General features: G+C 65.9%; 17 protein-coding genes and 1 tRNA gene. 7 read left to right on the forward strand and 11 right to left on the reverse strand.

What is annotated here, in order from left to right; all coding sequences use genetic code 11:
* Positions 1–58 precede the first annotated feature (58 nt).
* Together J4O76_RS02660 and J4O76_RS02665 are read left to right on the forward strand one after the other, a co-directional pair.
* On the forward strand, positions 59–826 hold the full coding sequence (locus tag J4O76_RS02660; RefSeq protein WP_426280073.1) for a hypothetical protein: 768 nt from the start codon (positions 59–61) through the stop codon (positions 824–826).
* 170 nt (positions 827–996) lie between these two features.
* On the forward strand, positions 997–2,085 hold the full coding sequence (locus tag J4O76_RS02665) for an MlaA family lipoprotein (RefSeq protein ID WP_426280074.1): 1,089 nt from the start codon (positions 997–999) through the stop codon (positions 2,083–2,085).
* A 328-nt stretch (positions 2,086–2,413) separates the two neighbouring features.
* Here J4O76_RS02665 and J4O76_RS02670 read toward each other — a convergent pair whose 3' ends face one another.
* Positions 2,414–3,715 carry a hemolysin family protein gene (locus J4O76_RS02670; RefSeq protein WP_056488005.1) on the reverse strand — a complete coding sequence of 434 codons (1,302 nt, stop codon included), beginning with the start codon at positions 3,713–3,715 and terminating at the stop codon, positions 2,414–2,416.
* A gap of 195 nt (positions 3,716–3,910) precedes the next feature.
* On the opposite strand from J4O76_RS02670, the gene J4O76_RS02675 reads away from it, so the two are divergent.
* A complete protein-coding gene (locus J4O76_RS02675; RefSeq protein WP_426280075.1) occupies positions 3,911–4,585 on the forward strand; it encodes an OmpA family protein in 675 nt (224 codons plus the stop codon).
* A 47-nt stretch (positions 4,586–4,632) separates the two neighbouring features.
* Here J4O76_RS02675 and J4O76_RS02680 read toward each other — a convergent pair whose 3' ends face one another.
* The 6 genes from J4O76_RS02680 to J4O76_RS02705 all read right to left on the reverse strand — a co-directional run bounded on the left by J4O76_RS02680 (position 4,633) and on the right by J4O76_RS02705 (position 13,916).
* Positions 4,633–4,980 carry a tRNA-binding protein gene (locus J4O76_RS02680; protein WP_426280076.1) on the reverse strand — a complete coding sequence of 116 codons (348 nt, stop codon included), beginning with the start codon at positions 4,978–4,980 and terminating at the stop codon, positions 4,633–4,635.
* Positions 4,967–5,641: a glutathione S-transferase family protein gene (locus tag J4O76_RS02685; protein WP_056054264.1), complete on the reverse strand. Its 675-nt coding sequence runs from the start codon at positions 5,639–5,641 to the stop codon at positions 4,967–4,969. The genes J4O76_RS02680 and J4O76_RS02685 overlap by 14 nt, the downstream gene beginning before the upstream one ends.
* Before the next feature lie 335 nt (positions 5,642–5,976).
* Complete coding sequence (gene gltB / locus J4O76_RS02690) at positions 5,977–10,479, reverse strand: glutamate synthase large subunit (RefSeq protein ID WP_426280396.1); 4,503 nt, start codon at positions 10,477–10,479, stop codon at positions 5,977–5,979.
* Positions 10,480–10,499: 20 nt separating this feature from the next.
* A complete protein-coding gene (locus J4O76_RS02695) occupies positions 10,500–11,942 on the reverse strand; it encodes an NAD(P)-dependent oxidoreductase (RefSeq protein WP_426280077.1) in 1,443 nt (480 codons plus the stop codon).
* Between the two features lie 151 nt (positions 11,943–12,093).
* The gene (locus tag J4O76_RS02700) at positions 12,094–12,903 is read right to left on the reverse strand and encodes an undecaprenyl-diphosphate phosphatase (protein WP_426280078.1); all 810 of its coding nucleotides are present in this window, start codon (positions 12,901–12,903) and stop codon (positions 12,094–12,096) included.
* A 59-nt stretch (positions 12,904–12,962) separates the two neighbouring features.
* Positions 12,963–13,916 carry a complex I NDUFA9 subunit family protein gene (locus tag J4O76_RS02705; RefSeq protein ID WP_426280079.1) on the reverse strand — a complete coding sequence of 318 codons (954 nt, stop codon included), beginning with the start codon at positions 13,914–13,916 and terminating at the stop codon, positions 12,963–12,965.
* Between the two features lie 112 nt (positions 13,917–14,028).
* Here J4O76_RS02705 and J4O76_RS02710 point away from each other — a divergent pair.
* The 4 genes from J4O76_RS02710 to J4O76_RS02725 all read left to right on the forward strand — a co-directional run bounded on the left by J4O76_RS02710 (position 14,029) and on the right by J4O76_RS02725 (position 19,247).
* Positions 14,029–14,115: transfer RNA gene (locus tag J4O76_RS02710), tRNA-Leu, on the forward strand.
* 800 nt (positions 14,116–14,915) lie between these two features.
* The gene (locus J4O76_RS02715) at positions 14,916–15,227 is read left to right on the forward strand and encodes a hypothetical protein (RefSeq protein ID WP_426280080.1); all 312 of its coding nucleotides are present in this window, start codon (positions 14,916–14,918) and stop codon (positions 15,225–15,227) included.
* A gap of 1,032 nt (positions 15,228–16,259) precedes the next feature.
* Entirely contained in the window at positions 16,260–17,627 is a 1,368-nt protein-coding gene (locus J4O76_RS02720; protein WP_426280081.1) for a hypothetical protein, read from the forward strand.
* Positions 17,628–17,792: 165 nt separating this feature from the next.
* Positions 17,793–19,247 (forward strand): SEFIR domain-containing protein, encoded by a 1,455-nt coding sequence (locus tag J4O76_RS02725; protein ID WP_426280082.1) that lies wholly within the window; start codon positions 17,793–17,795, stop codon positions 19,245–19,247.
* 517 nt (positions 19,248–19,764) lie between these two features.
* On the opposite strand, the gene J4O76_RS02730 is transcribed toward J4O76_RS02725, so the two are convergent.
* The 4 genes from J4O76_RS02730 to J4O76_RS02745 form a co-directional block, all read right to left on the reverse strand.
* Positions 19,765–20,853 (reverse strand): hypothetical protein, encoded by a 1,089-nt coding sequence (locus tag J4O76_RS02730; protein ID WP_426280083.1) that lies wholly within the window; start codon positions 20,851–20,853, stop codon positions 19,765–19,767.
* Between the two features lie 584 nt (positions 20,854–21,437).
* Positions 21,438–23,225 (reverse strand): hypothetical protein, encoded by a 1,788-nt coding sequence (locus tag J4O76_RS02735; protein ID WP_426280084.1) that lies wholly within the window; start codon positions 23,223–23,225, stop codon positions 21,438–21,440.
* A 92-nt stretch (positions 23,226–23,317) separates the two neighbouring features.
* Positions 23,318–24,265 (reverse strand): TniB family NTP-binding protein, encoded by a 948-nt coding sequence (locus tag J4O76_RS02740; RefSeq protein WP_426280397.1) that lies wholly within the window; start codon positions 24,263–24,265, stop codon positions 23,318–23,320.
* Positions 24,266–24,270: 5 nt separating this feature from the next.
* Entirely contained in the window at positions 24,271–26,472 is a 2,202-nt protein-coding gene (locus J4O76_RS02745; RefSeq protein WP_426280085.1) for an integrase catalytic domain-containing protein, read from the reverse strand.
* Positions 26,473–26,510 lie beyond the last annotated feature (38 nt).

Genomic DNA, 26,510 nt, shown 5'->3' on the forward strand with positions numbered 1-26,510 from the left:
AAGTCCGCCTGGCCAATTAGGTCTCGCCGCCTTTCGCGCGCATCGCTACGGTATGGGAATGAACGAAACTTCCGCGACCTCCACCTCCGGCCTGAGCCTGTTGCCCGATGGCATCGCCACGCTGACGGCGATCCACTTCACGATCATCGCCGTCGTCGCGATCCTGGTCCTGATCGGCCTGATCTGGGGTATCAGGGCGAAACGCAGCCGCACTAAGGCGACGCGCGACGTGATCGCACACGCCAAGGAGGCCGGTGTTGCGCCTGAGCCCATCGCGGAGGAACGTAAGGATGAAAGCCGGGTCAGCGAGCAGTCCCAGTCGCAAACGCGGACGGTTGCGCCCGCACCTGCCGCGGTGGCGCCTGCTCCAACACCCGAACCGAAGCCCGTCTCGGCACCGGTCGAACCTACGCCAAACCCGATCGCGTCCCCACCGGCGGTCGCACCGCTCGCCCCTCAGGTCGATAGCGCGAGCACTTCCGACCGGTTGAACGACGAACCGATCGCCGCCGCATCGCCGATGGAGGCGAGCCCGGCGGCCGAGGCGATGGCCCCGGTCGAACCGTCTGCGCCCGCGCCGTCCTATGCCGACGGGCCCGTGACGCAGTTGAAGGGGCTTGGCCCGAAGGTCGCTGCGCAGCTTGGCACGCTGGGCTTGTCGACGGTCGGCGAGATGGCGGCGCTGTCGGAGAGCGAGGCGCAGCGCATCGACGCGCAGCTTGGCAATTTCACTGGTCGGATGGGTCGCGATCGCTGGATCGAGCAGGCGCGGTTGCTGGCGGCTGGCGACAAGGCCGGCTTCGAAGCGGTGTTCGGCAAGCTCTGACCGACGCCTTCGCGCGAGACGACCCACGCCGGGATCGCCACGCGATCGGTTAACCGCGATACGCACGCGCGGATGACGATTGGCTCTATGCTGCACGCGCGCTGACGGGCATGTCAGGCGCGTCGCATCTCGATGTAGGAGAGCGGCCGATAACAGGGCGATGAGTGCACATGCTGGTAACGATGAGCGCAATGCTGTTGACGGCTGCCCCCGTTCACGTGACGGCCGCGCCGATAGCGTTGCCCGGCGTCGGTGCGAGCGTGGCGCTGCCCGGCGCGGTAATGTCGCCGTTCGCGGGTGACTTCCAGCCCGTCGCGCCGCTCGCGCTCGCCGCGTCGCTTCCGGCGATCGATATTTTCGCCCAGGGGCTCCCGACGCAGGATATTCCGCCGGTCGGTCCCGCTCCGTTGGGCACCCCGCCCGTCCAGCGGACGCCCAACGACATCATCGTCACTGGCCGCAAGGAAACCGCGGGCGATCCGCTGCGCGCGGTCAACGCCGAGTCGTTCGCGGTGACGCAGAAGGTCGACGACGCGGTGATCGGCCCGGTCGCGCGGACCTACAAGAAGACTGTGCCGAGTCCCATTCGACGCGGCATCCACAATTTCCTCTACAATCTGCGCGAGCCGATCGTCTTCCTGAACTTCCTGCTCCAGTTCAAGCCGGGCAAGGCAGCGGAGACGGTCGGACGGTTCGCGATCAACACGACGATCGGCGTGGCGGGCGTGCTCGACGTCGCCAAGAAGAAGCCGTTCCGCCTGCCGCGGCGGTCGAACGGGTTCGCCAACACGCTCGGCTATTACGGCGTCAAGAACGGCCCGTTCCTGTTCCTGCCGATCGTCGGGCCGACGACGATCCGCGACCTGCTCGGCGGCGCGGTCGATCGTCTGATCCTGCCGGTCGCCATCGGCAAGCCGTTCACCAGCACGGCGTACGCGATCCCCGCGGGTATCCTGGGTGCGCTCGATCACCGGTCGGAATTCGACCAGACGCTGAAGGACCTACACGACAACTCGCCCGATCCGTATGCGGCGACGCGGTCGTTCTATCTCAACCGGCGGCAGGCGGAGATCGACCACCTCCACGGGCGGGTCGAGGGCGATCCGGCGGGGATGTCGGGGCCGCCGCCAAGTGTGGTGCCGTTCGTGCCGAGCGATTTGGAGCCTGGGGCGAAGACGGTTTCGGAAACGCCGATGGAGGCTCCGGCAGTCACGACTCCCGCGGTCGATGCGAAGCCTGCGGCCGAAACTGGTCAGTAAAGGGGACGGAGCCGAACGGTCTCGTCTCTTCTTCCCTTCTCTACCCTTCCCGTTCGTGCTGAGTAGAGACCGAGTAGCTTCGCAGAAGCGTATCGAGGGCTCGTATCGAAGCATGAGTTCCGCGCGCCAACTCGTTCTTCGATACGCCGCTTCGATAAGCTCGGCGGCTACTCAGTACGAACGGATTGTGGGATCAGCGAGTCCTCGGCGCGTGAGCCACGAGCACCTGAGTGAAGAGCGTACCCAACCCAATCACCACCCCGGCGGAGGCCGGGGTGGTGCAGAACGGAGACGCTGTGTTCGACCTTACCCGCGCCACGCCCAGCCCTCAGACTTCGCTCACCAGCAGCTTGTCGATCCGCCGGCCGTCGAGGTCGACGATCTCGAACTTCCAGCCCTGCTCGACGAAGCTCTCGCCCTCGCCCGGCAGGTGGCGGAACACCGACAGCGCGAGGCCGGCGACCGTCGCGTAATCCCGGTCCTCGGGTAGGTCGATACCGAGGCGATCGGCAAGCGAGTCCGCCGCCATCGTCCCTGCCACGAGCAGTGAACCGTCGTCGCGCACCACGACAGACGGCGCATCGTCCGGATCGGAGTCCGACTTGAACTCGCCGGCGATCGCCGCGAGCAGATCGGCCGGCGTAACGATGCCCTCGAAATGACCGTATTCGTCGTGGATCAGCGCCATCGGCACCTCGGCTTCGCGCAGCGCCAGCAGCGCGTCCATCGCGTCGATCTGGTCGATCACGACGGGGGCTTTGCGCATCAGCGCGCGCAGGTCGATCGGCTCGCCGCGGAACAGCGCCGCGGCGATGTCGCGCGCCTGGACGACGCCCTTGACCGCATCGATCGAGCCTTCGCCGACCGGCAGGCGGGTGTGCTGCGAGGCGAGCAGCGTCTCGCGAATCTCGTCGGGGCCCCAGTCGCAGTCGAGCCAGTCGATCTCGGTGCGTGGCGTCATCACTTCGCGGACCGGGCGATCCGCGAGACGGACGACGCCCGAGATGATCGAGCGCTCATGCTCCTCGATGATCCCCGACTTCGACGCCTCGGCGACGATCATGTGGAGCTCTTCGGCGGTGACGTGCTCTTCCGATTCGCGGTTGAGGCGCAGCGCGCGGAAGATCAAGGCGCTGGTCGAATCGAGCACCCAGACGATCGGCGCGGTGCCGATCGCGAGCCAGCGCATCACCGGCGCCATGAACGACGCGATCGCCTCGGGCGCACGCAGCGCGAACTGTTTCGGCACGAGCTCACCGATGATCAGCGACGCGTATGTCGTGAGGCCAATGACGATCGCGAACCCGGCGGTCTCCGCAGTCGAGGCGGACAGGCCCCACGCCTGCAACCGCGCGGCGGTCGGCATGCCGAGGCTGGAGCCCGAATAGGCACCCGCTAGAATGCCGATCAGCGTAATGCCGATCTGGACGGTCGACAGGAACTTGCCGGGGTCGGCGGCGAGCACGAGGGCGGCGCGCGCGCCCTTCTTGCCCGAGCGCGCCATTGCCTCGAGCCGCGCTTTGCGTGCGGAGACGATCGCGAGTTCGCTCATCGCGAACACGCCGTTCAACGCGACGAGCGCGAGGATGATCGCGACGTCGATCCAGGGGAAGGGGGGAAGCGGTGCCATTGGCTCACGCGCTCTTTGCAGGACAACGGTCCGTCGCACAACCGTCCTTACGTACTGGCCTGCGCATACTCGACATCGGACCGCGAAGATGGTCAGGCTCGGTTCAGTGCGCAGGCGGAACAATCGTCGTGACACCGGGTTATCGGCGGTATCGGGCGAAATGCCGTCATCCATCACGTCTCAGGGAGATTATCTATGAAAACCAATATGTTCGCAGGTGCTGCGATTGCCGCACTGATCGCCACCAGCGGCTGCACGACCGATCCGGAGACGGGTCGCCAGACGATCTCGAAGACCGCATTGGGCGGCATCGGCGGCGCGCTTGGCGGCTATCTGCTCGGCGATGTGGTCGGTGGACGGCACGACCGGACCGAGAAGCTGCTGGGCGCGGGCATCGGCGGTCTCGCGGGTGCGGGCATCGGCGCGTACATGGACAAGCAGGAGCGCGACCTGCGCGCGCGCACTGCCGGCACCGACGTGCAGGTGATCCGCCAGGGCGACGACCTGGTGCTCAACATCCCGTCGGGCATCACCTTCGCGTATGACAGCGCCAACGTGCAGCCGCAGTTCCAGCGGACGCTCGACCAGGTCGCGGATACGCTGTCGCAGTACAATCAGACGTATATCGACGTGTACGGTCATACCGATTCGACGGGCAGCGACGCTTACAACCAGACTCTGTCGGAGCGCCGTGCGCGGTCGGTCGCGGATTATCTGGCGGGCCACGGCGTCCAGACTGCGCGCATCGGCACGCGTGGCTACGGCGAAACGCAGCCGATCGCGTCGAACGATACCGATGCGGGCCGGGCAGCGAACCGTCGCGTCGAGGTGAAGATCGTGCCGATCACGCAGAACGACCTGCGCCAGTAAGCGGCGGGGTGCTGCTGATCCTCCCCCGCCAGGGGGAGGATTAAGCTTCAGAACAGTCGCCCGCCGTTCGGGACCGGTCCGGTCGGCGAGATCAGCACCACCTTCCCATCCGCATCGGGAAAGCCGAGCGTCAGGACTTCGGACATCATCGGGCCAATCTGGCGCGGCGGGAAGTTGACCACCGCGGCCACTTGCCGACCTACCAGCGTCTCAGGCGTATAATGTTCGGTGATCTGCGCGGACGAGCGCTTCACGCCGATCTCCGCACCAAAATCGATCCGCAGCTTGATCGCGGGTTTCCGCGCTTCCGGGAAGGGTTCGGCCTCGACGATCGTGCCGACGCGGATGTCGACCTTCTCGAAGTCCGGATAGGCGATCCGTTCAGAAATCGACATTGTCGTAGTGCGCTGGTGGGGAGATTAGCTCCATCCGTTCGGACAGCAGCGGGCGGAAGCTCGGGCGGCTCTTGAAGCCGCGATACCAGCGGGCGGTCTGGTCGTGGCCCTTCCAGTCGATCCCGCCGAGATAATCGGTGACCGAGATCTGCGCGGCGGCCGCCAGATCGGCGAGGCTCATCGTCGCGCCGCCCAGCCAGTTCCGGTGATCGAGCAGGTAGTCCATATAATCGAGATGCCCGACCGCGGCCTTCATCGCCTCGCGCAGGCCCTTCGCGTCGGGCGCGGTGCGGTGCGCGAGGCGCTTGACCATGCGTTCGTGGAGCAGAGGTCCGGTCACGTCGCGGTAGAAATGCGTGTCGAACCATGTGACCAAGCGGCGGATCTCGGCGCGGTTCGTCGCGGTGCCGTTGATCATCGCCGCCTTCTCGACGGTTTCCTCGAAGAATTCGCAGATCGCCATCGAATCGATCAGCGGCGCGACCCCGCGCGATGCATCGACCATCACCGGGGTCTGGCCGGCGGGGTTCATATCCATGAACTCGTCGCGGCGATCCCAGGGCGATTCGCGCACCAGTTCGTAGCCGACGCCCTTCTCGCCCAGCAGCAGGCGCACCTTTCGCGAGAAGGGACACAGGGGGAATTGATAAAGCTGCCACATGCCATCCGTTTAGGCGGTGGGGGGCGGCTGTGTCACTAGCGCGGGTTGGCGCCGAGCAAGAAGATTTGGTTCACGCGGAGGCGCGGAGACGCGGAGGTGTTCCGCTTGTCGCGAAGCCCGCATTTCTGCAACGCGCGCTGGGGTGCAAGCGGCCCGTTCCGGGCGCCCCGCTTCCGCGTCCTCTGCGTCTCTGCGCGAAACCAACTTACTACTCCACCCCGGCGAAGGCCGGGGCCCAGTTGGAAAGGTCGCGGTAACGAAGCGCCGTCCTTCGTTAGCGACGTCCCCTAACTGGGCCCCGGCCTTCGCCGGGGTGGTGTTTGTGTGGCGTCACTCTACTCCGCCGCGACCAGTTCCGCGCTGTCGTCCAGCGGGTGCGACAAGCGCGTCAGCATTTCCTTCGGCACGACCTGCCAGAAATGCGGAGCTACCCGGTCCCAGTCCTCGAGCAGGCCCTTCGACCATTTGCTGTCAGTATGATCCGCGTGATCGCGAACCAGGTCGAGCAGCACGTCAGCCCAGTGGAGCGACTTCACGCGGTCCCAGGTGATGTTCTCGGGGTTGGCGCGCTTCGCGAACACGCCGTCGGGATCGTAGACGAACGCCATCCCGCCGGTCATCCCCGCGCCGAAGTTCGCGCCGACCGCGCCGAGCACCACGGCGATGCCGTTGGTCATGTACTCGCAGCCATTCGCGCCACAGCCTTCGACGACGACGATCGCGCCCGAGTTGCGGACCGCGAAGCGTTCGCCCGCCTGCCCTGCCGCGAACAGCCGGCCCGACGTCGCGCCATAGAGCACGGTGTTGCCGATGATCGTGTTGTCCTGCGACGCCAGCGGCGAACTGACCGCCGGCCGCACGATGATCGTGCCGCCCGAGAGCCCCTTGCCGACGTAATCGTTCGAGTCGCCGAACACCTCCAGCGTGATCCCCTTGCACAGGAACGCACCGAGCGACTGGCCCGCCGAGCCACGCAGACGGATCGTCACGTGATTGTCCGCGAGCGTCGACATCCCGAACTTCCGCGTGATCTCACTCGACAGCCGCGTGCCGACCGCGCGGTGCGTGTTGCGCACCGAGTAGGTCAGCTGCATCTTCTCGCCGCGCGAGAACACCGCGGACGCGTCCTTGATGATCTGCGCGTCGAGGCTGTCCGGGACTTCGTTGCGGAAGGTCGAGAGCGAGAATCGCCGCTGCGAATCGTCGGCATCGACCTTCGCCAGGATCGGGTTCAGATCGAGATCGTCGAGATGCTCCGCGCCGCGGCTGACCTGCCGCAGCAGCTCGGTGCGGCCAATCACGTCGTCGAGGCTCTTCACGCCGAGCCGCGCGAGGATGTCGCGGACTTCCTCGGCGATGAAGGTCATCAGGTTGATCACCTTCTCGGGCGTGCCGACGAACTTCTGGCGGAGCGCATCGTTCTGCGTGCAGATGCCGACCGGGCACGTGTTCGAATGGCACTGCCGCACCATGATGCAGCCCATCGCGACCAGCGACAGCGTGCCGATCCCGAACTCCTCCGCACCGAGGATCGCGGCGATGACGATGTCGCGCCCGGTCTTCAGCCCGCCATCGGTGCGCAGCCGCACGCGCCCGCGCAAGCCGTTTAGCGTCAGCACCTGGTTGACCTCCGACAGGCCCATCTCCCACGGCGTGCCGGCATATTTGATCGAGGTCTGGGGCGAGGCGCCGGTGCCGCCGACGTGGCCGGCAATCAGGATCACGTCGGCATGTGCCTTTGCGACACCCGCCGCGACCGTGCCGATACCCGCCGACGAGACGAGCTTCACGCACACCCGAGCGCGCGGATTGATCTGCTTCAGGTCGTAGATGAGCTGGGCGAGATCCTCGATCGAATAGATGTCGTGATGTGGCGGCGGTGAGATCAGCGTCACGCCAGGCGTCGCATGACGCAGCTTGGCGATGAACTCGGTGACCTTGAAGCCGGGCAGCTGACCGCCTTCGCCCGGCTTGGCGCCCTGCGCGACCTTGACCTCGATCTCCTCGCACGCGTTCAGATATTCCGCCGTCACGCCGAACCGGCCGGAGGCGACCTGCTTGATCGAAGAGTTGGCGTTGTCGCCGTTCGCGTAGGGCACGAAGCGCGACTTGTCTTCGCCGCCCTCGCCCGAGACGGCTTTCGCGCCGATCCGGTTCATCGCGATCGCCAGCGTCTCGTGCGCCTCCGGTGACAGCGCGCCGAGCGACATGCCGGGGGTGACGAAACGCTTGCGGATCTCGGTGATCGCCTCGACCTGGTCGACCGGCACGCCCTCCGCGGGGAAGTTGAACTGGAGCAGATCGCGCAGATACACCGGCGGCAGGTCGGATACGCCGCGCGAGAATTGCAGATAGCTCGTATAGCTGTCGGTCGCGACCGCGGTCTGCAGCAGGTGCATCAGCTGCGCGGAATAGGCGTGCGTCTCGCCGGTATGGCGCTGGCGATAGAAGCCGCCGATCGGCAGCGTCGCGACCGCCGGGTCGAACGCCGCTTCGTGACGATCGGTCGCGTTGACGTGGAGCGAGGCATAGCCCTCGCCGCTGATCTTCGCCGGCATTCCCGGAAACAGGTCGTTCACCAAACTGCGCGACAGCCCGACCGCCTCGAAATTATAGCCGCCGCGGTAGGACGAGATGACCGCGATGCCCATCTTCGACATGATCTTGAGCAGCCCCTCCTCGACCGCGACGCGGTGGCGGCGGAGGCATTCGGCGAGGTCGAGATCGCCGAACAACCCGCGCGACTGGCGATCGAAGATCGCGGCCTCGGCAAGGTACGCGTTCACGGTGGTCGCGCCGACGCCGATCAGCACCGCGTAATAATGCGTGTCTAGGCATTCGGCCGAGCGGACGTTGATCGATGCGTAGGAGCGCAGGCCACGGCGGACGAGGTGCGTGTGGACCGCAGCGACCGCGAGCACGCCGGCGATGCCGACACGGTCTTCGCTGATCGCCTCGTCGGTGAGGAATATCTCGCTCTTGCCCTGCCGGACGGCTTGCTCCGCCTCGTTGCGGATCCGCTGGATCGCCGCGCGGAGCTTTTCCGGGCCACCGCCGACGTCGAACGTGCAGTCGATCTCGGCGACCGCGTTACCGAAATGCGCCTTCAACCGCGACCAATGCTCGCCCGTCAGGACCGGCGAATCAAGCACCAGCACGCGTTCGCGCTGGTCGCGCACGTCGAGGATGTTGGCGAGGTTGCCGAACCGGGTCTTGAGCGACATCACGTGACGCTCGCGCAGCGGATCGATCGGCGGGTTGGTGACCTGCGAGAAGTTCTGGCGGAAGAACTGGCTGATCAGCCGCGGCTTGTCCGAGATGACCGCGAGCGGCGTGTCGTCACCCATCGACCCGATCGCTTCCTTGGCGGATTCGACCATCGGCGACAGGATCAGTTCCATGTCCTCCATGGTCTGCCCCGCCGCGACCTGACGGCGTGCGAGCTCGGCACGGTCGTAGCGGACGATCGCGTCCTCGACCGAGGGCAGGTCGGCGAGCGTATGGAATTCGCCGATCATCGCGGCGTAGTCCGCCTCGCCCGAGATGCGATCCTTCACTTCGCGATCCTGGAGCAGGCGCCCTTCGTCAAGGTCGACCGCGATCATCTCGCCCGGTCCGAGCCGGCCCTTGGCGACGATGGTCGATTCGGGAACGACGACCATGCCGCTCTCGGACCCGACGATCAGCAGGCCGTCGGAGGTCAGCGTGTAGCGGAGCGGACGCAGCGCGTTGCGGTCCATGCCCGCGACCGCCCAGCGGCCATCGGTCATCGCCAGCGCGGCAGGGCCGTCCCACGGCTCCATCACCGACGCGAGATACTGGTACATCGCGGTATGCTCAGGGGGCATGTCCGGGCTGGCGGCTTCGGGCACCAGCATCAGCTTGGCGGTCGGCGCATCGCGGCCCGAGCGACAGATTGCCTCGAACACGGCATCCAGCGCGGCGGTGTCCGACGCGCCGGCGGGGATCACCGGCTTGATGTCCTCCGAATTGTCGCCGAACGCGAGGCTCGCCATCCGGATCTCGTGGGAGAGCATCCAATTCTTGTTGCCGCGGATCGTGTTGATCTCGCCGTTATGCGCAAGGCAGCGGAACGGTTGCGCCAGCCACCATTGCGGGAAGGTGTTGGTCGAATAGCGCTGATGAAAGATCGCGACGCGGCTTTCGAAGCGCTGGTCGCACAGGTCCGGGTAGAAGACGGACAGCGATTCGGCGAGGAACAGCCCCTTGTAGATGATCGAACGGCATGACAGCGAGCAGATGTAGAAACCCTGGATCTGCGCCGCGATCACGCGCTTCTCGATCCGGCGGCGGACGAGGTACAGCGTCTTCTCGAACTCGGCGGCGTCCTGCTCCTCGGGCAACGGACCAGCGATCATGATCTGCTCGATCTCGGGGCGCGTGGCTTGCGCCTTCTGGCCGATCACCGACACGTCAACTGGCACCTGCCGCCAGCCATAGATGGTGTAGCCCGCCTCGATGATCGCGCTCTCGACGATCGTCCGGCAATCCTCCTGCGCGCCGAGATCGGTCCTCGGCAGGAAGATCATGCCGACCGCGAGACGGTTCGGGCGGACCTTGTGCCCCGAGGCTGCGACCGCGTCGTCGAAGAAGCGCAGCGGCAGATCGATGTGCAGGCCTGCGCCATCGCCGGTCTTGCCGTCGGCGTCAACCGCACCACGGTGCCACACGGCCTTAAGGGCATCGACTGCGGACTGCACGACACGCCGCGATGCACGGCCATCAGTCGCGGCGACTAGGCCTACACCGCACGCATCGCCCTCGAATTCTGGGCGGTACATGCCGTGCTCGGCGAGGCGGGCGCGCTGATCGATCATCGGAAAACCCTGTTCGTTGCTCATGCCGCCACCTTCGCGTTGGCCGCCTTGGTCTTCAGCCATTTGTGCATCGTCGCGGCGACATCGCGGCCGTCGCGGATCGCCCAGACGACGAGGCTGGCGCCGCGGACGATGTCGCCCGCTGCGAACACGCCGTCGAGCGAGGTCATCAGCGTCTTGCCGTCGACCAGCACGGTACCCCAGCGGCTGACGCCCAGTTCCGGCGTCGCGAACAAGGTGGGCAGGTCCTCGGCGTCGAAGCCGAGCGCCTTGATGACCAGGTCCGCATTCACCGAATAATCGCCCGCGGGATCGGGTTCGGGCGCGCGGCGGCCGCTCGCGTCGGGGGCGCCGAGACGCATCTTCCGAACCTTGACGCTCGAGACCACATCACCTCCGTCGAAGCTTTGCGGGCCCGAAAGCCAGACGAACTCGACGCCCTCTTCCTCGGCATTGGCGACTTCGCGCTGCGAGCCGGGCATGTTGGCGCGGTCGCGGCGGTAGAGGCACTTCACCGACTTTGCGCCCTGGCGGATCGCGGTGCGGACACAGTCCATCGCGGTGTCGCCGCCGCCGATCACGACGACGTCCTTGCCCTCGGCATTGAGGCTGCCGTCGTCGAACGCGGGGACGGCGTCGCCGAAGCCCTTGCGGTTCGAGGCGACGAGGAAGTCGAGCGCGGCGACCACACCGTTCGATCCGCCACCGGGCAGGTCCATCGCGCGCGCCTTGTAGACGCCGGTCGCGATCAGGATCGCGTCGTGGCGCTGGCGGAGATCGTCGAGGCTCGCGTCGTCGCCGACCGCGAAGCCTTCGTGGAAGACGATACCCGCCGCCTTGAGACGCTCGACGCGGCGCATGACGATCGGCTTCTCGAGCTTGAAGCCGGGGATGCCGTAAGTGAGCAACCCGCCCGCGCGGTCGTAGCGGTCGTAGACGTGGACGTCATAGCCGTGCCCGCGCAGATATTCCGCCGCGGTCAGGCCCGCCGGGCCGGCGCCGATCACGCCGACCGACTGGCCGCGCGACTTGCCGGGGACCAGCGGCTCGACCCAGCCATTCTCCCAGGCGGTGTCGGTGATGAACTTCTCGACCGAGCCGATCGTGACCGCGCCGTGCCCGGTGAACTCGATGACGCAATTGCCTTCGCACAGCCGATCCTGTGGGCAGATGCGGCCGCAGATCTCGGGCATCGTCGAGGTCGCGTTGCTGAGCTCATACGCCTCGCGCAACCGACCTTCCGCGGTCAGCCTGAGCCAGTCGGGGATATGGTTGTGCAGCGGGCAGTGGACCGAACAATAGGGCACGCCGCACTGCGAGCAGCGCCCGGCCTGCTCCTCGGCGGGTTGAACCGCGTATCGCTGCGCGATCTCACGGAAATCCTCCTGCCGCTCATCCGCGGTGCGCTTTGCCGGATAGGATTGCTCCCGCCCGACAAACTTTAGCATCGAATCGTTCGCCATACATGCCTCCGACAGCCGCGTTATTGCGCCGTCGGAGGCTTGTCACCGTAAAATCGCCCATTATGCCAGGATAGCTGACGTATTAATTCGTCAAATCAGGTAAATTGTGTAAGAACAACTCTCAACAAGGCTTATTTATTCCGAAACGGACCTACTTGCTGAGCAGCCAGACCAGCGCGGCCGAGCCGGCAGCTACCCGGTACCAGGCAAAAGGCACGAACCCGTGGTTGGTGACGATCCCGACGAACCACTTCACCACCAGCAGCGCGACGACGAACGACACTGCGGCGCCGATCGCGATCGCGCCAAGCCCGACCCCGCCGCCGCTCGCGATCGCATCGCGGTTCTTCAGCAACTCGAGCGCGCTTGCCCCCAGCATCGTCGGGATGGCGAGAAAGAAGCTGAACTCGGCCGCAGTGCGCCGCTCGACACCCAGCGCCAACGCACCGAGAATCGTCGCACCGGAGCGGCTGACGCCAGGGACCATCGCAAGGCACTGGAGAAAGCCGATACCGATTACCGTCTTCAGGGGGATGTCCGCCACGCCGCTGATGTCGCTGCGCGGGGCGAACCGCTCGACCGCGAGGATCGCGAAGCCACCGACGATCAGCGCGATCGCGACGACCTCGGCGTTCCCCAGCAACGCCTCGATATGCTTGTGCAGCGCGAGGCCGATCACCGCCGCCGGGATGAACGCGACCACTAGGTTGCGCAGGAACAGCCAGGATTTCGGTTCACGCTTCAACAGCCCCATGCCGACCGCCCAGAACGTTCGCCAGTACAGCACGACGATCGCCAGGATCGCGCCGAGTTGGATGACGACGTTGAACACCTCCCAGCGCCCCGCATCGTAGCCGAGCAGCCTCGTCGCGAGGATCAGATGCCCGGTGGAAGAGACGGGCAGGAATTCGGTGATCCCCTCGACGATGCCGAGGAGGATGACGGTGAGAAGTTCGGTCAAGCGGGAGCTCCGGCGCGGTAGGTCAGGGCAATCTCAAAGGGTAGGTAGCACGCGCAGGATCAGGCGACATGGACTTCCGCATGCGTCTCGGCGCGACGGCCGAACCGTCCGGCCTTGCGAAAGCGCACCAGCCAGCCCGGCGCGACCGTAGACAGTGGTGTAGCCTCGATCCCGAACGCGGCGAGGCCATTGGTGCCGGTGACGATATTGTCGGTCTGCAGCATCGTCCACTGGTCCTTGGTGATCGGTGCACCCGGCAGGAAGCCGCCCTTGGCAATCAGCGCGCCGGCAAAGTCCGGGAGTTCGACGATCGAGGGGTTGCGACCGATAGTCTTGGCGATCCAGCGGATCAGGTTGCCCATCGTGATGATGTCGGGCCCGCCGAGCTCGAAGGTCTTGCCGCCGAACGTCTCGGGATCGGACGCCGCGGCCACCACCGCGTCCGCCACGTTGCCGACGAACACCGGCTGGAACTTAGCGCCCGCGCGCAGCACCGGCACCACCGGCGCCTTGGCGATCATGCCGGCAAAGCGGTTCACGAACTGGTCTTCCTGGCCGAACACGATCGACGGCCGCAGGATCGTCGCGTTGGGGAACGCCTCGAGCACGGCGGCCTCGCCCTGCCCCTTGGACTTGCCGTACGCCGACGCGGACTCCGGATCCGCGCCGATCGCCGAGACGTGCACGAGCGCGCCCACGCCGGCCTTCGCCGCAGCCTGTGCCACCGTCTGCGCGCCAAGAGCCTGGACACGCTGGAAATCGCCCGCCAGCACGCCGACTAGGTTCACCACCACGTCCGAGCCGTGCACCGCATGCGCGATCGTCTCGGGCTTGGTGACGTCGGCCCCGACGAACTGCGTCTGGCCGAGCCCGCCGAGCGGTTTCAGGAAGAACGCCTGCCGCGGATCGCGCTGCGCGATGCGGACGCGTGCGCCCGTCGCCAGCAGCGCCTGTGCGACATAGCGGCCGACGAAACCGCCGCCCCCGATCAGCGTCACCAGTTTGTCGTTCATCGCGCGTCCGTCCACTTTGTTTTGCCTGCCAATCACGAATAACCCCTTGCCCCAGCAAGAGGCGTGTTGACAAGCATCGCGACCCTCCCCTAGAGGCGCCCTCCTACCCCGTGCCCGGATGGCGGAATTGGTAGACGCACCAGCTTCAGGTGCTGGCGATCGCAAGGTCGTGGAGGTTCGAGTCCTCTTCCGGGCACCACACTATAAGCATTGCGCCTTATAGACGATCAAGCTGCGCACCACTGGGTGCCGCGCTTGACTTGTAGGACAAGGTTGCTCAGATGTTCTCACCGCAAAGACAGCGGGGGACGGCATGGTCGAGACATCAGGAATTAGCGAGCGGAACGCGTTCTTGCGGCGGCTGCGAACGGGTAAGGTGCCATCGGCGCTGGGTCCTGACGGTCTCTAACTCAAATATAATCCATGGCATGATTTGGCGGACGGCCAGTTTACCTTCGCAGGTGCGGGACGCCATGATGGATCGAGCAACGGCGATACGACTAACGCCGGGAGCGGTCGCACGTCCTCCCATGTCGGTTGCGCTCCAAGAATCGGGTCGCGGACTGCGGCGCACCCGAAAGCCAAAGTGCCGGAGGCGAGACCGCTAGCGGGCGTTGGCCAGAGATCATTAGAGCACGGGTCGGTCGGAATACCGCCCGCGCGCTCCGGTAACGCCGCCAAGTAGTCAGTCGAGCCCTGTTGCCGAATTCGTCGGTGGAGTCGGTCAGGGGCTTTACGATGTCAGCGCGGGAACGGTGGCTGGCGTACGTGCTGCGCTGACGACAAATCCGGTTACCAGGGCGATTACGTGATCGACCGGAAATGGAAAATAGTCACCGCACCACGTGCACGGTCCCAGATTTCGCGACAATCGGAAGTCTTGGCACAACCTCGCCTTATTGGAGTATGGGAATTCCCTACTCCTGTGCAGAAGATTAAGGCCTTAAAGCTCCTAAAGATGATGAACGTCACCAACATCAAGGGAAGGGTAGTCAAACCATGATAGTTACCCAGATCGCGCACATCATTGCGGATTATGTCGTTTTTCTTGAGCTGACCGAGGAAGAGGAGCTAAACCTCGATACGGCCGTCACGATGATGGAAGCGCTAGCGGACCAGCTCGAAAATTTAGATAAAGATTTTCTACGCGAGCTGGTCGACGCTTTCGCCGCAATCGCCGAGGAATATAGCGGCGAGGCGCAGCGGGTGGTGCGGAATATAGCGCACAATTTTTATCTCGAAGAGGCGCTCGCAGCCGACGATCCGGTGAGACTGGTTCAGTTGGACGCGCTGCGCGATGCAAGGGAATGAACGCGAGGATATCAGCGCCCCAAGCATGTGAAAGTAACGACGTCGAACAGTCGATACCGCCCTATTGATAACGCTGGCTGAGAGCGTTTCAACCAATATATGCGCCTGGCTTTGGCCTCAGTGGGCAAATTTTCAGCGCCAAGGCGGCGTGGAGCATGGCGACTGCGTCTTGCATCGTGACCGGCGGATTTATGTCCCGAGGCGACTTTGAACAAGCGGCTTCCGTGTCGCCTAACTCGACCGAGTGCGAAACGGCGTTTAACCGACCGAGCGGCCGGTCGACGTACGCAGAGATCATCAAGCGCCAGGGTACTCGTTGAACCCTTAGTTGCTTTGGAATTGCCTCGACCGCTCAGGCGGGAAGCGTGCGGCTTGACAGAAAGCGCTGCCCGCAACCCCTAAGGGGCGCAAAATTCGCCCTGTATTCGTGACATATAATTGGCCTCAGAAAGCTCTTCAGTGACGCTGAGAATGCCCGATGCAGCGTTTTCAGGGGGATACCGACCCATCGCTAGCTTCGGATTCTCTCGCATCGACGGTCTGAGGGGGCTGCCCATGACGGAAGTGAGCGCTTATCGGGATCGACGGCGCCGCCTGCCCGCAGTCCAGTCAGTTACCGTTTGGCCGCCCCTTGACGAGCAGGGCTCTCCGTGCGGTCGAAGCGGACCGGCGGCACTCCGGTCTAAAACGGCGGCTCCGATCCTTCCAACCCGGCCCGGAAAGTGTCGGTTTCCCGCTAGGACAGGACGGCGTCCGTCCCAGCGGAGGAAGGCGACGGCGGGAGCGCGCGGAAGGTCGCGAAACGCCGCCTCGTCACCGCACCCCGACTGCATGCCCCTCACTTGGAACCCGATGAAGGGCATCGTATCGGATGGCGAAACCGGTGACCGAGGAAGGCTCGAACGACATGACGATCTGGCGGCCAAGTCACATGCTTCCCTACGGTACCCGCGAAACGCCCAATCGCGGAAGGGGGGAAACGCGCGCGGGCAGTCGAACGAGAGTCGCTAGCGGACTCGGGCTTACCGCTCGATGAGCGCCGTAGTCTACGTCATCAACTACAGGACGCTGCCCTCGATCGAAAGGGCCGCGCGAAGGACGATGGCCGATCACCTCGATCGCGAGCAGAGCGCATGGAAGCCGTTCCTCGATATGCTCGCGAGCGAACACGGGGAGATGCAGATACCGGCGAGGCACCAGGCGATCACCGGTCGGCAGCTGGCCACGGCCTTCGACCTGTTGCGCGCGACGCTCAACGACCCGGACGGTTTCGGACGTCTCACCGCGGACTCGTTCCGCAGGACCACCGTCGCGCCGCCACCGAGCGGATCGACCGAGGGTCAGCTCGTCCTGGGTCTTCATGCGGCCGGGCGGTCAAGCGATGCGGCAGCGGCATATGCCGGGTTCGTCGTGCTCGAGCTCTCCGCCGGTCATCAGGTCCATCGTCCAGCGGAGGACTTCGCCGCATTCCTGAAGCTCGGGGGGACCCTCCTCGCCGCCGGTCACGTCGCCGCCGCGCTCCCGGTTTCGAAGCTGGCCTCGTCGGGCATCGGCAGCGCCAAGGCGAAGGCGGATGATCTGCTGGCTTCGCTCGACGGCCAGGTCGCCGAGGCGTCCGCGATCAACGCCGATCACGCGGCAGGCCTGTCCAGGATGCGCGATCTGATGGCCGCGGGGGTCGTACGGGTCAGGAGAACGCTTCTGCGGGCGGAGCGCGAGCGCGACAGGCGCCAGCGCGCCTGGCGGGCCGACATCGAGGCGGAGGTGGAGAAGCGCTTCCGCGAGGCGGAGGCGCGGTTGCAGGCGCTGGATCGCATGGGGCGGACTCAGCATCTTTCGCGTCAGGAGTCGTTCGATGAGCTGAAGGCGCTGTTCCACACGCAGCTGCGCCTCCGGGCACCCGTCGCGCTGTGGGAACAGCGATCGGAGACTCATCGCTCCCGTGCGGTCACCGCCCAACGGCTGTTCTGGATCGCGACGCTGTTCGCGGTCCTGGTCGGGATCGGGGTGCCCTACTGGTTCGGCGACTACATCGCGGGCAGCTTCCACGCAGGCGGCTGCCCGGCCGGGTCGCCACCGGGATGCGTGGGGCCGTTCTCGGCCAAGGGGCCCCTCACCGTCGCAGGTCTTCTGCTGACGAGTTCGCTGATCCTCTGGGCAACGAGGCTGCAGTACAGGATATTCCTTAGCGAGAGGCACCTGTCGCTCGATGCCGACGAGAAGAAGGCGTTCGCGGAAACTTTCATGGCGCTGAAGGAAGGCGCGTCGGTCGACCCTGCGAACGAGACCATCGTGCTGGCCTCGCTGTTCCGCCCGACGCAGGACGGGATCATCAAGGACGAGCCCGGCGGCTTCGATCTGTCCGCGGCTGCGGTCCTCGCCAAGCAGATGGCGCGGTGACAGGCTGCCGCGCACGTCCGCATGGAGCGGAGGCGTTGGCTGTCGCTTCGTGATGGCGGTTCGGATGGTCGGTCGCGATGATCGAAGCGTCCGTGGACCTAGCCAGTTGGGGGTATCGCCGGCGGATCGTTGCACACCGCCGAGGAATGCCCCAACGATGTGCCGATGGCCATCGAACCCACGACCAATCCAACCAAAGCCTTCGTATCCTACTCGTGGTCCTCGCCGACTCACGAGACCTGGGTCCTGGACCTGGCCACCCGGTTGCGGGAGGACGGCGTCGACGTGATCCTGGACAAGTGGGACCTGAAGCCGGGGCACGATTCCTACAGGTTCATGGAGACGATGGTGACGGATTCCACCGTCACAAAGGTGATCATGGTATGCGACCGGCGGTATGCCGAGAAGGCGGATTCCCGGTCGGGCGGCGTCGGGACCGAGAGCCAGATCATTTCGCCTCAGATCTACAGCGCCAGCACGCAGGACAAGTTCGCCGCGGCCATAACCGAGGGCGACGAAGCTGGGCAGGCCCACGTCCCCACGTTCTACAAGGGCCGCATCTTCTTCGACTTCCGCTCCGGCGACCGGTTCGAGGACGCCTACGAGGAGCTTCTGCGCTGGCTGGTCGACCGACCGCAGCATGTGAAGCCGAAGCTGGGCGCGGTGCCCGAGAGCATCCTGTCGTCAACACCGACCGCATCCGCCACGACGTCGCGCGCGCGTCGAGCCGACGACGCGATCCGGAAGGGCCTTGGTTCGGCCGCCCCCGCCGTTCGCGAGTTCGGCGATGCCTTGGTGGAGGAGCTCGCGTCGATGTCGCCAAGTCTCCGGCCGGGGTCGGCCAGCGAGGAGCCCGTCCTGGCGGCGGTATCCGCCATGCGACCGTACGCGCGCCAGTTCTCGGATCTCATGGTGACGGCGATCAGATACCACGGGGATCCACGCACGTGGGATGCGGTCCTGGACGTCCTCGAGCGCATCGGCCGGATGATGTTCCGAGATCCAGACGCTTCGCACTGGCATTCGCATCAGGGGGACGTCTACAAGATCGTCGCGCACCAGCTCTTCCTGTCGCTCGTCGCGTCCACGCTGGACGAGGACCGGCTTGATCTGACGCAGAGCGTGCTCGTGCGGCCGTGGCTGGTCAGGGACGCTGCCGGAGGCGGCCGCAGGTCCACGTCCGACTTCTCGATCTTCCGCCAGCATCCCAGTTCGCTCGAGGAGCGTTCCCGCGGTTCCGGTCTCAGAGCCGCAGGCGTTCAGGCCGAGCTGCTGAAGGACATGTTTCCGAAAGGTTCGACGCCTGGTTTCGAGTCCGTCATGGAGGCGGACTTCGCGCTGTTCCTGCGCGCGCTCGGCCAGGCGACGGACGCGAACTGGTATCCCGTGTCGCTGATCGATGCGGTCGACCGCTTCACGCCGTTCAGAATGTTCGCCCGTGCCGAGTCCGAAGCATACTTCATCAGGCTGGCGCCGATTCTGGGCGTGCCGGACCTCGCGGAGTTCAGGCGCAGGATGGTCGAGTTCGGCGGAATGCGGATAGTCTCCGATTTCTACGACGACGAACGTCTGCCCCTCGGCGCCCTCGCGAACGTCGACCACCTCGGGTCGCGAGCGTGACGAGACCGGGACGTCCCTCAGGTAGCGGACGGCAGGATGTCGTGCCTAAGGCGCCGGGCGAATTGTCGATGAATGCCGTACCCGCTGCCGCCGACGGCGACGCGACGCTTCCGAGATCGGCTCGGAACGAATGACCCGTTCACGGGCATGGCGCTCGCAGATCGTTGGGTAACGCATCCGCCGTATCGTCGGGGACTTACGGCCTTCTCACCTCTACGAAGGGAGCCGATCGCGATCAGTCGATGGCGAGTACGGGTGTAGCCTCTGGCTGGCAGCTTCATCGGGGCGCATTGCTAGACCGAACCGGTGGCCAGCGAAGCTCGCGCGCATCTTTCGACCATCACAACGAGCCGCACCGAGAGGCACAGCGTGTCATACCTCATACAATCGCCGACCGTGGCCGGAAATCTGACTGACTGCCTGATCCAGACGCCCCCTAAGCGCCTGAAGCCAACTGACTACTCCGTGTCGTCCTTGATGCCGCGCATGGTGTGGACCTTTCCTATTAGAACTATGACTACAACAATACGAAGGACACGTAAACGTGCGAGTCCGCTTTCAGGTTCTCGCTCTTGTAGGCCTGCATTTTTCTTTCGCCGGATTCGACTTCCAGCATTCTGCTGCCTGAGCCCGATATCGTGGTGCGTATGGGACGCTTCAAGCTGTTTCGGACGGAAAGTTCGATCTCGTCCCAGTGTCGATCCATCTTCAATCTGTACGTGTCGGGTTCGGGAACCACCGGCCCCTGTGCCCCCGGGGGCGGACCCGCGTGCCTCATGAACAGAGGCTGCCAGCCTTGGAAGCGTGTTCGAAACTCACGCCCCTGGCCAGGCGCTATCTCCAGCTTCGTCTCTTCCGAATGCAGGCTGCCGTGCTCCTGGACTTCGCCCCCGGAATGAAGGAGTTCGTCGTCTGCGGCCCTTTGCCAGCCGCCGCCCGGGTTCTTGGACATGACGGTCGTGTAGGACGGGAAGACGAAGATGGCCGGCGTTCTCCCTCCGGCATCTTCGGCGCTGATCCGAAGCTTCCAGCCATACTCGGCGGATTCCGACGCCAGGTAGTTCGCGACGAGCCAGCTTCTGCTGACGTCGATGCGGATCAGGCCGTTGACGACGTCCTCCTCGATCACGTCGATGTCGACGGACAGCGTCTGGCAGTCCGCGCTGATCTTGCGGACCTCGTTCCGCAGGAACGCCGCCTCTCCGCTGCGAAGCTTCTTTGCGCTGAAGAGCAGCTCGATCTTGTCGTCCAGGTTTCGGTTCAGATCGTTCTCCCGCCGTTGCACGAGGACGATGATGAACCCCAGAAGGGAAAAGAAGGCGAGGTCTTCGGCGAGCGACCCGGTCATTCCCTGCAGAATGGACCTTCGGAAGCTCCCGTCCGCCGGCGTGGACCACCACGCGGATAGACCGATGAACAGCAGGGTCAGGAACAGCGCGGCGAAGCAGAGCAGGACGGTCCTGTATTCGGCCGCCAGGACCTTCAGCGTCGGCCCCTCCGTGCTGGCGGAATGGCGGAAGATGCCCACGGCGCTGAAGATCAGCGTGAGGCAGCCGAGCGCCAGAAATGCGGCCGACACGTTCTCGTCGGTCAAAAGGGCGTTCATGCCGCAGGGTGCAGGATGCTGCGGTCGCAGTAGCGAACCCGCACGTTAGTCAAAGCCATGTTCCGTTGCTCCGGCGATCGTCTGCCTGTTTAGGGTTTGCCCAAGCGCCCGCCCGGGATCGGATGCTGTCCGGTCCGGAAGCCTGGGCGCCTTTCACGTCCGCCATGCCACAGACCCCGTCCTGCATGTCAGGAGATTGCGCCATTCCCGAGGCGTCTCGATCTGCGCCTCGATGAGCCATTCCGCACGCGCATGCCGCCGGAAAAGGTTGATCCACGATGCCGCATGCGATTGCGGCACGCCTGCACCAGATCGTGGCAGGTCGCGTCGCGCGTGATGCCCTTTTCGGAACATGGTCCTACGACCAGCGTCTGCAGCGTCTGGGGCGCGATGCGGAGGTCGCGTTCGATGCGAAACTCCTCACGCCTTCCGATCCTTCCATGCGTGGCAGGATCGGCGTCGGCCTGTCACGATCGGCGCGATGGCAGCCCCGCGACGGGCCGACGCGGGGCTGCACGGGCATCCGTTCCCGACTCGCGGCCCCCCGAGCGCGGCCGAGCGCGGCGACGGCGCCGCGCGTGGCCTCAGGTCTGGTCCGCGGAGCGGCCACGCCACTCGTCTCGAGCCTTGCGTCGCCGCCGAAGCAGACGGGACCCTGCCGATACGGCCGCGACCCGATCGTATCCCCAGGGAGTCCGGGGGACCTGAACGCGCCGCATGAGCCCGGCCACCGCCATGACGGGATGCGACAGCACCGCGGCCAGTTCGGACGGCGCGACGTATCGGCTAGCGAGTCCGACGATCTCGGTCACGGGGAGCGCCTCGTTGGCCGGCCATGCGGCGAACGCCTTGCGCATGTGTCGCGGGTGCAGATTGAGCGTGACGACCGCGTCCCCTCGCGACATCGACGAACGGAAGGCCCTTCCGCTGAGGTCGTCGCATGGCAGCGCCCTCAATTCGTCGACGCCCTCGGCGCTAAGCCGGAGACGTAGAGCCAGCGGTTCGTCTCCCTCGTCGATCGTGAACGACGTGCCGCCGCCGACCAGCGCACGAAACCACCCGCTCCAGGGCTTCAGGCCGCCGCCCATGCCAGCAGCCATGTGCGTCAAGGTACAGGGAAACGCCTCGCCGAGGGTGGGCCGCGCCTTGTCCTCCATGTTGGCGACGAACGCCTCGAGGGAACGGCGATCGACCCGTATCTTGTCCGTCTTCGCGAAGGCGGCATCGTTGCCAGCCTCGGCGATCAACCCGTCGCGAAGCATCTGCTCCACCCCGTTCGCCGTCGTTCCGAGCGTCGCGGCGACGAGCTTGATGGCGACTCCCTCGCCCCAGGCGGACTGGAGCCGTTCGACGGACTCGCGAGCGATCATCGGGACCACGCGGGTGCCGTCGAGATGGAAGATCGTCCGCAGGTCGCCGTTGTTGCGGTGCCGGATGACGTCGGTGCTGCGCATGCCCGAGTGACGCGTCACTCCGCGCATCCGCAGACCTTCCCCGTCGTTGGTCGAGAGCGTCTCGCGAAGGAGGCCGACGGCGTCACGCAGCGCCGCCGGTGCCCGCCACTGATCCGCGAGTTCGAGAAGTTCGAGCGTCGCACCGGCGTTTCCGTCGCTGAACCGGCCGATGCGGGTGCCGAGCCTCTCGCCGGCCAGATCGGCGGCGGCGTTCGGCCATCCCTGCATGACGCTCCATGCGCCGGCCATCGCTCGGCAGACGTGGGAAGGCTCCGCGTCGAGGCGAAGGAACCTGGTCGTGAACGCCCGGATGTCCGGATCGAAGAAGCCCGCGACGGCGCAGGCCAACTCCACGAGATCGCCGGGGGGTGCGTGGCGGAGGGGCAGCGGCAGCGCCGAGACGCTCTCCCGAACTCGGGCGGCGTCGTGATGCACGAGGCCGGCGATCGACCTCAGAGATTCCCTCGACGCTTCCGGAACCTGTGGCACGGAGGCTTCGGCTAGGCTGCTTCCGCATTGGTCGCAGCGATCCACGCCCTTCGCATGCCGCCACCCCTGTCGGGCTGAGCACCAGGTCTGCGGACAGCGATCGACCAGCAGGTCCCAGGTCTCGTCGCAGAAGGGCATCGCGCGCACCTGCCATTTGGCGCGATGATGAGGACTGTTCGCCAGCGCCTTCGGGGCGAACATCCGCGACGGGCGATGCAGGAGCCTGGCGTCGACGACGGCATGCCCGATGCGCCGACGTCCCGGCCGCCCCTCCCCGACGCGCGGGTGGGCCATCTGGTCTAGGACGGCCGCGTCGACGCCGAGCACGCGCGCGAGATCCTCGACGCCCGAACCGACGTCGACGCCGTAGCGGGCGAGCATGACGTCCGAGGTCTCCCCTCCCCGGCCGAACACCAGCGTGTCTGGCATCAGAGCCGCGGCGGCGCGATACGCGACGTAGCCGTTCAGCGACTCGCCCGGAAGCGGATCGCGAAGGCCCGACGGGGTCGTCGATGCGTCGGTCAGTTTCCAAACTCCTCGAATGGATTGCCGTCCAGGAAGCCTCGCTTGACCACGGTGTCCTGCACCGCCTGGGCGAGGTCGCGGGACGTCACCGACCTGTCTCCGCGCTGGATGGCCTCCGCGGTCGCGGACTTCATGATCTTGACGAAGCGGCGGAGCCGGCCCGACGTCGCTTCGCACATCAGGCGAGGCGTCTCGCCGAGGCCAAGGCCGATCGGTCTGTCGATGAGGTGGAGACGAAGCATCTCGGCTTCGAACCGTCCGATGAAGTCCGCGAAGATCGCGTCGTCGCCGGGACGGAGCCAGTCCAGCGGGCCGAGATCGAGCTCCTCGTCGATCCGTTCGAGCACCGAAGGCGCGCGCCTGAGAGCCCTGCTCGCATCGTCCTCGCCCACGAAGGCGACCGCCGCCAGTCCGGGTTCCATGATCTTCTCGAAGATCGCCTCGCAGATCGGACCGCTCATCGTCGAGCGCCGCGCCGCCCGGTTGAACTCGTCGAACAGCACGAACCGGACGCCGGCGTCCCGCAGGCGCGTCGTCGCCCTGATCCATCGCAGAGCCGGCTTGCCGGCATCGTGCCGTGGCTCGCCGAGCGCCGCCAGGATCGCGCTCGGCACCGACTCCACGGTTCCGGCCGTGTCCATGTTCACCGACAGGACTCGCCGAGCGCCGTCGACGGCGTCCCGCCGCGACCTCTTCGCGAGCATCGCCAGCGCCCTGCTCTTCCCGGTCCCGCGCGGCGCGATGAGCGTCACTGCGTTGCACGGGGCGCAGGGACGGGCGAGCAGCGCCGTCTGGAGCTGCAGGTCGAGGCCGTCAACGGCATCGGCCTGCGGCCCGTAGTCGACGTCGATGGCGTCGATCGCGGCCCATGCGGCGGCGATGACGTGGACGATGCCGCCGTCCGCGACCTGCACCTCATCGCCCAGGGGCGGACGTTCGTCCATGGCGATCACTTGTAGACCTCCCCGCCACGCCGCCGGCGCGGAGCCGGGGCGGCCGCGGGCTTCCGGTCCGCTTCGTCGGATGCGAGCGGTGCGCCGGCATCGCGCCGGTCGCGACGGGCGTCCAGGGGCGTCTTCGCCCGCGGCGTCGGCGTCTTGCGCGGCATCCGGACCTCCACGTCGTATGCGGTCAGGGCCGCCCTTTCGTGAGGAATGTAGTCGCCGATGTCGACGGCCGACGGGGACTCGACGTGCAGATCCACGATCCGGCCGGTGATCTGCCTGATGCGAGGCGTCTCGTAGAGGAGCGCGACCTCCTTTCTGGAACTTGCGCGGGCCTTCGCATCGATCTGTCGGATCGCCTGGATCCGCTCCCCTCGAAAGGCCTCCCGCTCCTCTTCGGTGTTGAACGCCAGGCTCTGCCGCCGCGCCTCCGCCCTGAGCTGCTCGTGGAACGCCAGAGGCATGCCGTCCGCATACGAGCGATCGGTGCATGACAGCGGCACGTAGACGCGACGCTTTCGGTTCCAGACGTGGATTCTGGAGATGTCGAGGGGATCGTATCGGTAGCTCACGGTGGCGGCCGCCTGATCGCGCCGCTGCCGCCTGCCCTCGATCGCGACGAGATCGTCGAGGAGGTCCGCGACTTCCCGCTTCCCGGCGTATCGCAGCGTTCCGAACGCCCTGATGCCGCTGGACGAGAGCTGGACGTCCGTGACCACGGGCAGGGTGTCGAGCCGGAATCCTTCGAGATCCGCCCACACGTCGATGCCGTCCCTGCTGGCCTCCCTCTCGAAGATCAGCGCCGGCTGGCGCAGCTGCAGTCCGTCGTGGGGCTCGACGTTGTATTCCCCGATCACGGTCGCGAGATCCGCCTCGATCTCGTCGAGCATCATGCAGGCGGTGTCCGCCGGGTCGTAGCCCAGCCGCTTCGTCTCCGCAGGAGGCAGGACGCGTCCGGGCATGTCGCAACAGGTCCATTCGTTGATGGTGTGCATCACGCGCTCGCCGACGGCGCGATAGCGCGGCTTCCTGATCGGACACCACCTGACGCCGACGCCTTGCGCCCGAAGCGCAGCTTCGAGGTCGTACGAACGGAACTCCGCGGCGTTGTCGAGCACGATCTCCGTCGGCTTGCCGCGCAGGTTTCTGAGGATCGGATAGCGGTGCAGCAGATCCGCGTTGTACCTCTTGGGCAACGCCATCCTCCGCAGCGTCTCTCCGACCGTCCAGCCGCAGGGATCCATGAACGTCAGCACCCAGGCCACGATGGCCCGGGTGAAGACGTCGATGGCCAGCGTCAGCCATGGCCGACCGAGCACCATCTCCAGGTCGTCGCTGACAGCATGGACGTTGAGCGGGGTGTGATCGATGATGACGCGGTGGAGAGCGTAGTCCGCAGTCAGGCACCTGCCGCCGCCCTCCCATCCCTGTTCGAACGCCGCCTTGCCCTTGCCCGACTTGACGGTCGACGACTGTTCGAGCGCGTCGCGCCTGCGTCTGAACGTGCGCTTCGACGGCACGAGATAGGGCTCGGAAGGCTTCGGGTGGACGGGATGCCGCCCCTCGTTGATCGATTTCATCTCGACGTGGAACATCGAGTAGCCGGACCGCACGGTGGCGTCGTTCACGATCGCGTCGAGCGCGTGCTTCTGGAGCGTCTCCTGCACGACGTCGACGCAGTAGGGCGCTCTCGGCGCCTTGCCGGTCATCGACACCATGTCGCGCGCATGGCGACGGCCGAGGGTGCCCCTCGTGCTGCGCCACGACCGGACCGTGCGCGCGGGAGGCGGCGCGCCGTACTTGGCTCGGAGCTCTTCGGACCAGTGCGCATCGAACCACCTGTTGATGGCCTTGTCGCCGTTGGGGACGCCGGCGTCGTCCAGCATGCCGGAGATGGCGAGCCGGGTCGCGGCGAACGGGTCGACTTTCATCGCGTCGGCCAGGGTCCACTGGGCGACCGAGTTGAGCACCCTGACGCGGTCCGTGGCGGAGATGGCGCGCACGACGATCCGCCCGTCGCCCAGCATCTCGGAGAACTGATCCTCGTCCGGCAGCACCGGGGCGCCGTCCGCCCCCTTGATCCTGAAGTCCGCGCCGGTGACGGCATTGACGATGTGATGCCTGCCGAGAATGCGTCCGCGATGCACGTGATCGGCGCCGTCGACCTCCAGCAACGCGTTGGGCGGGATCCTGTTGTAGTAGGTCATGCTGCATCCTTCAGCTGTCGTGGGTGGTGTTCCGCGCG

Origin of the sequence: Sphingomonas sp. NFX23, from assembly GCF_049887795.1 — a bacterium.
In the GTDB taxonomy this organism is placed as follows: domain Bacteria; phylum Pseudomonadota; class Alphaproteobacteria; order Sphingomonadales; family Sphingomonadaceae; genus Sphingomonas.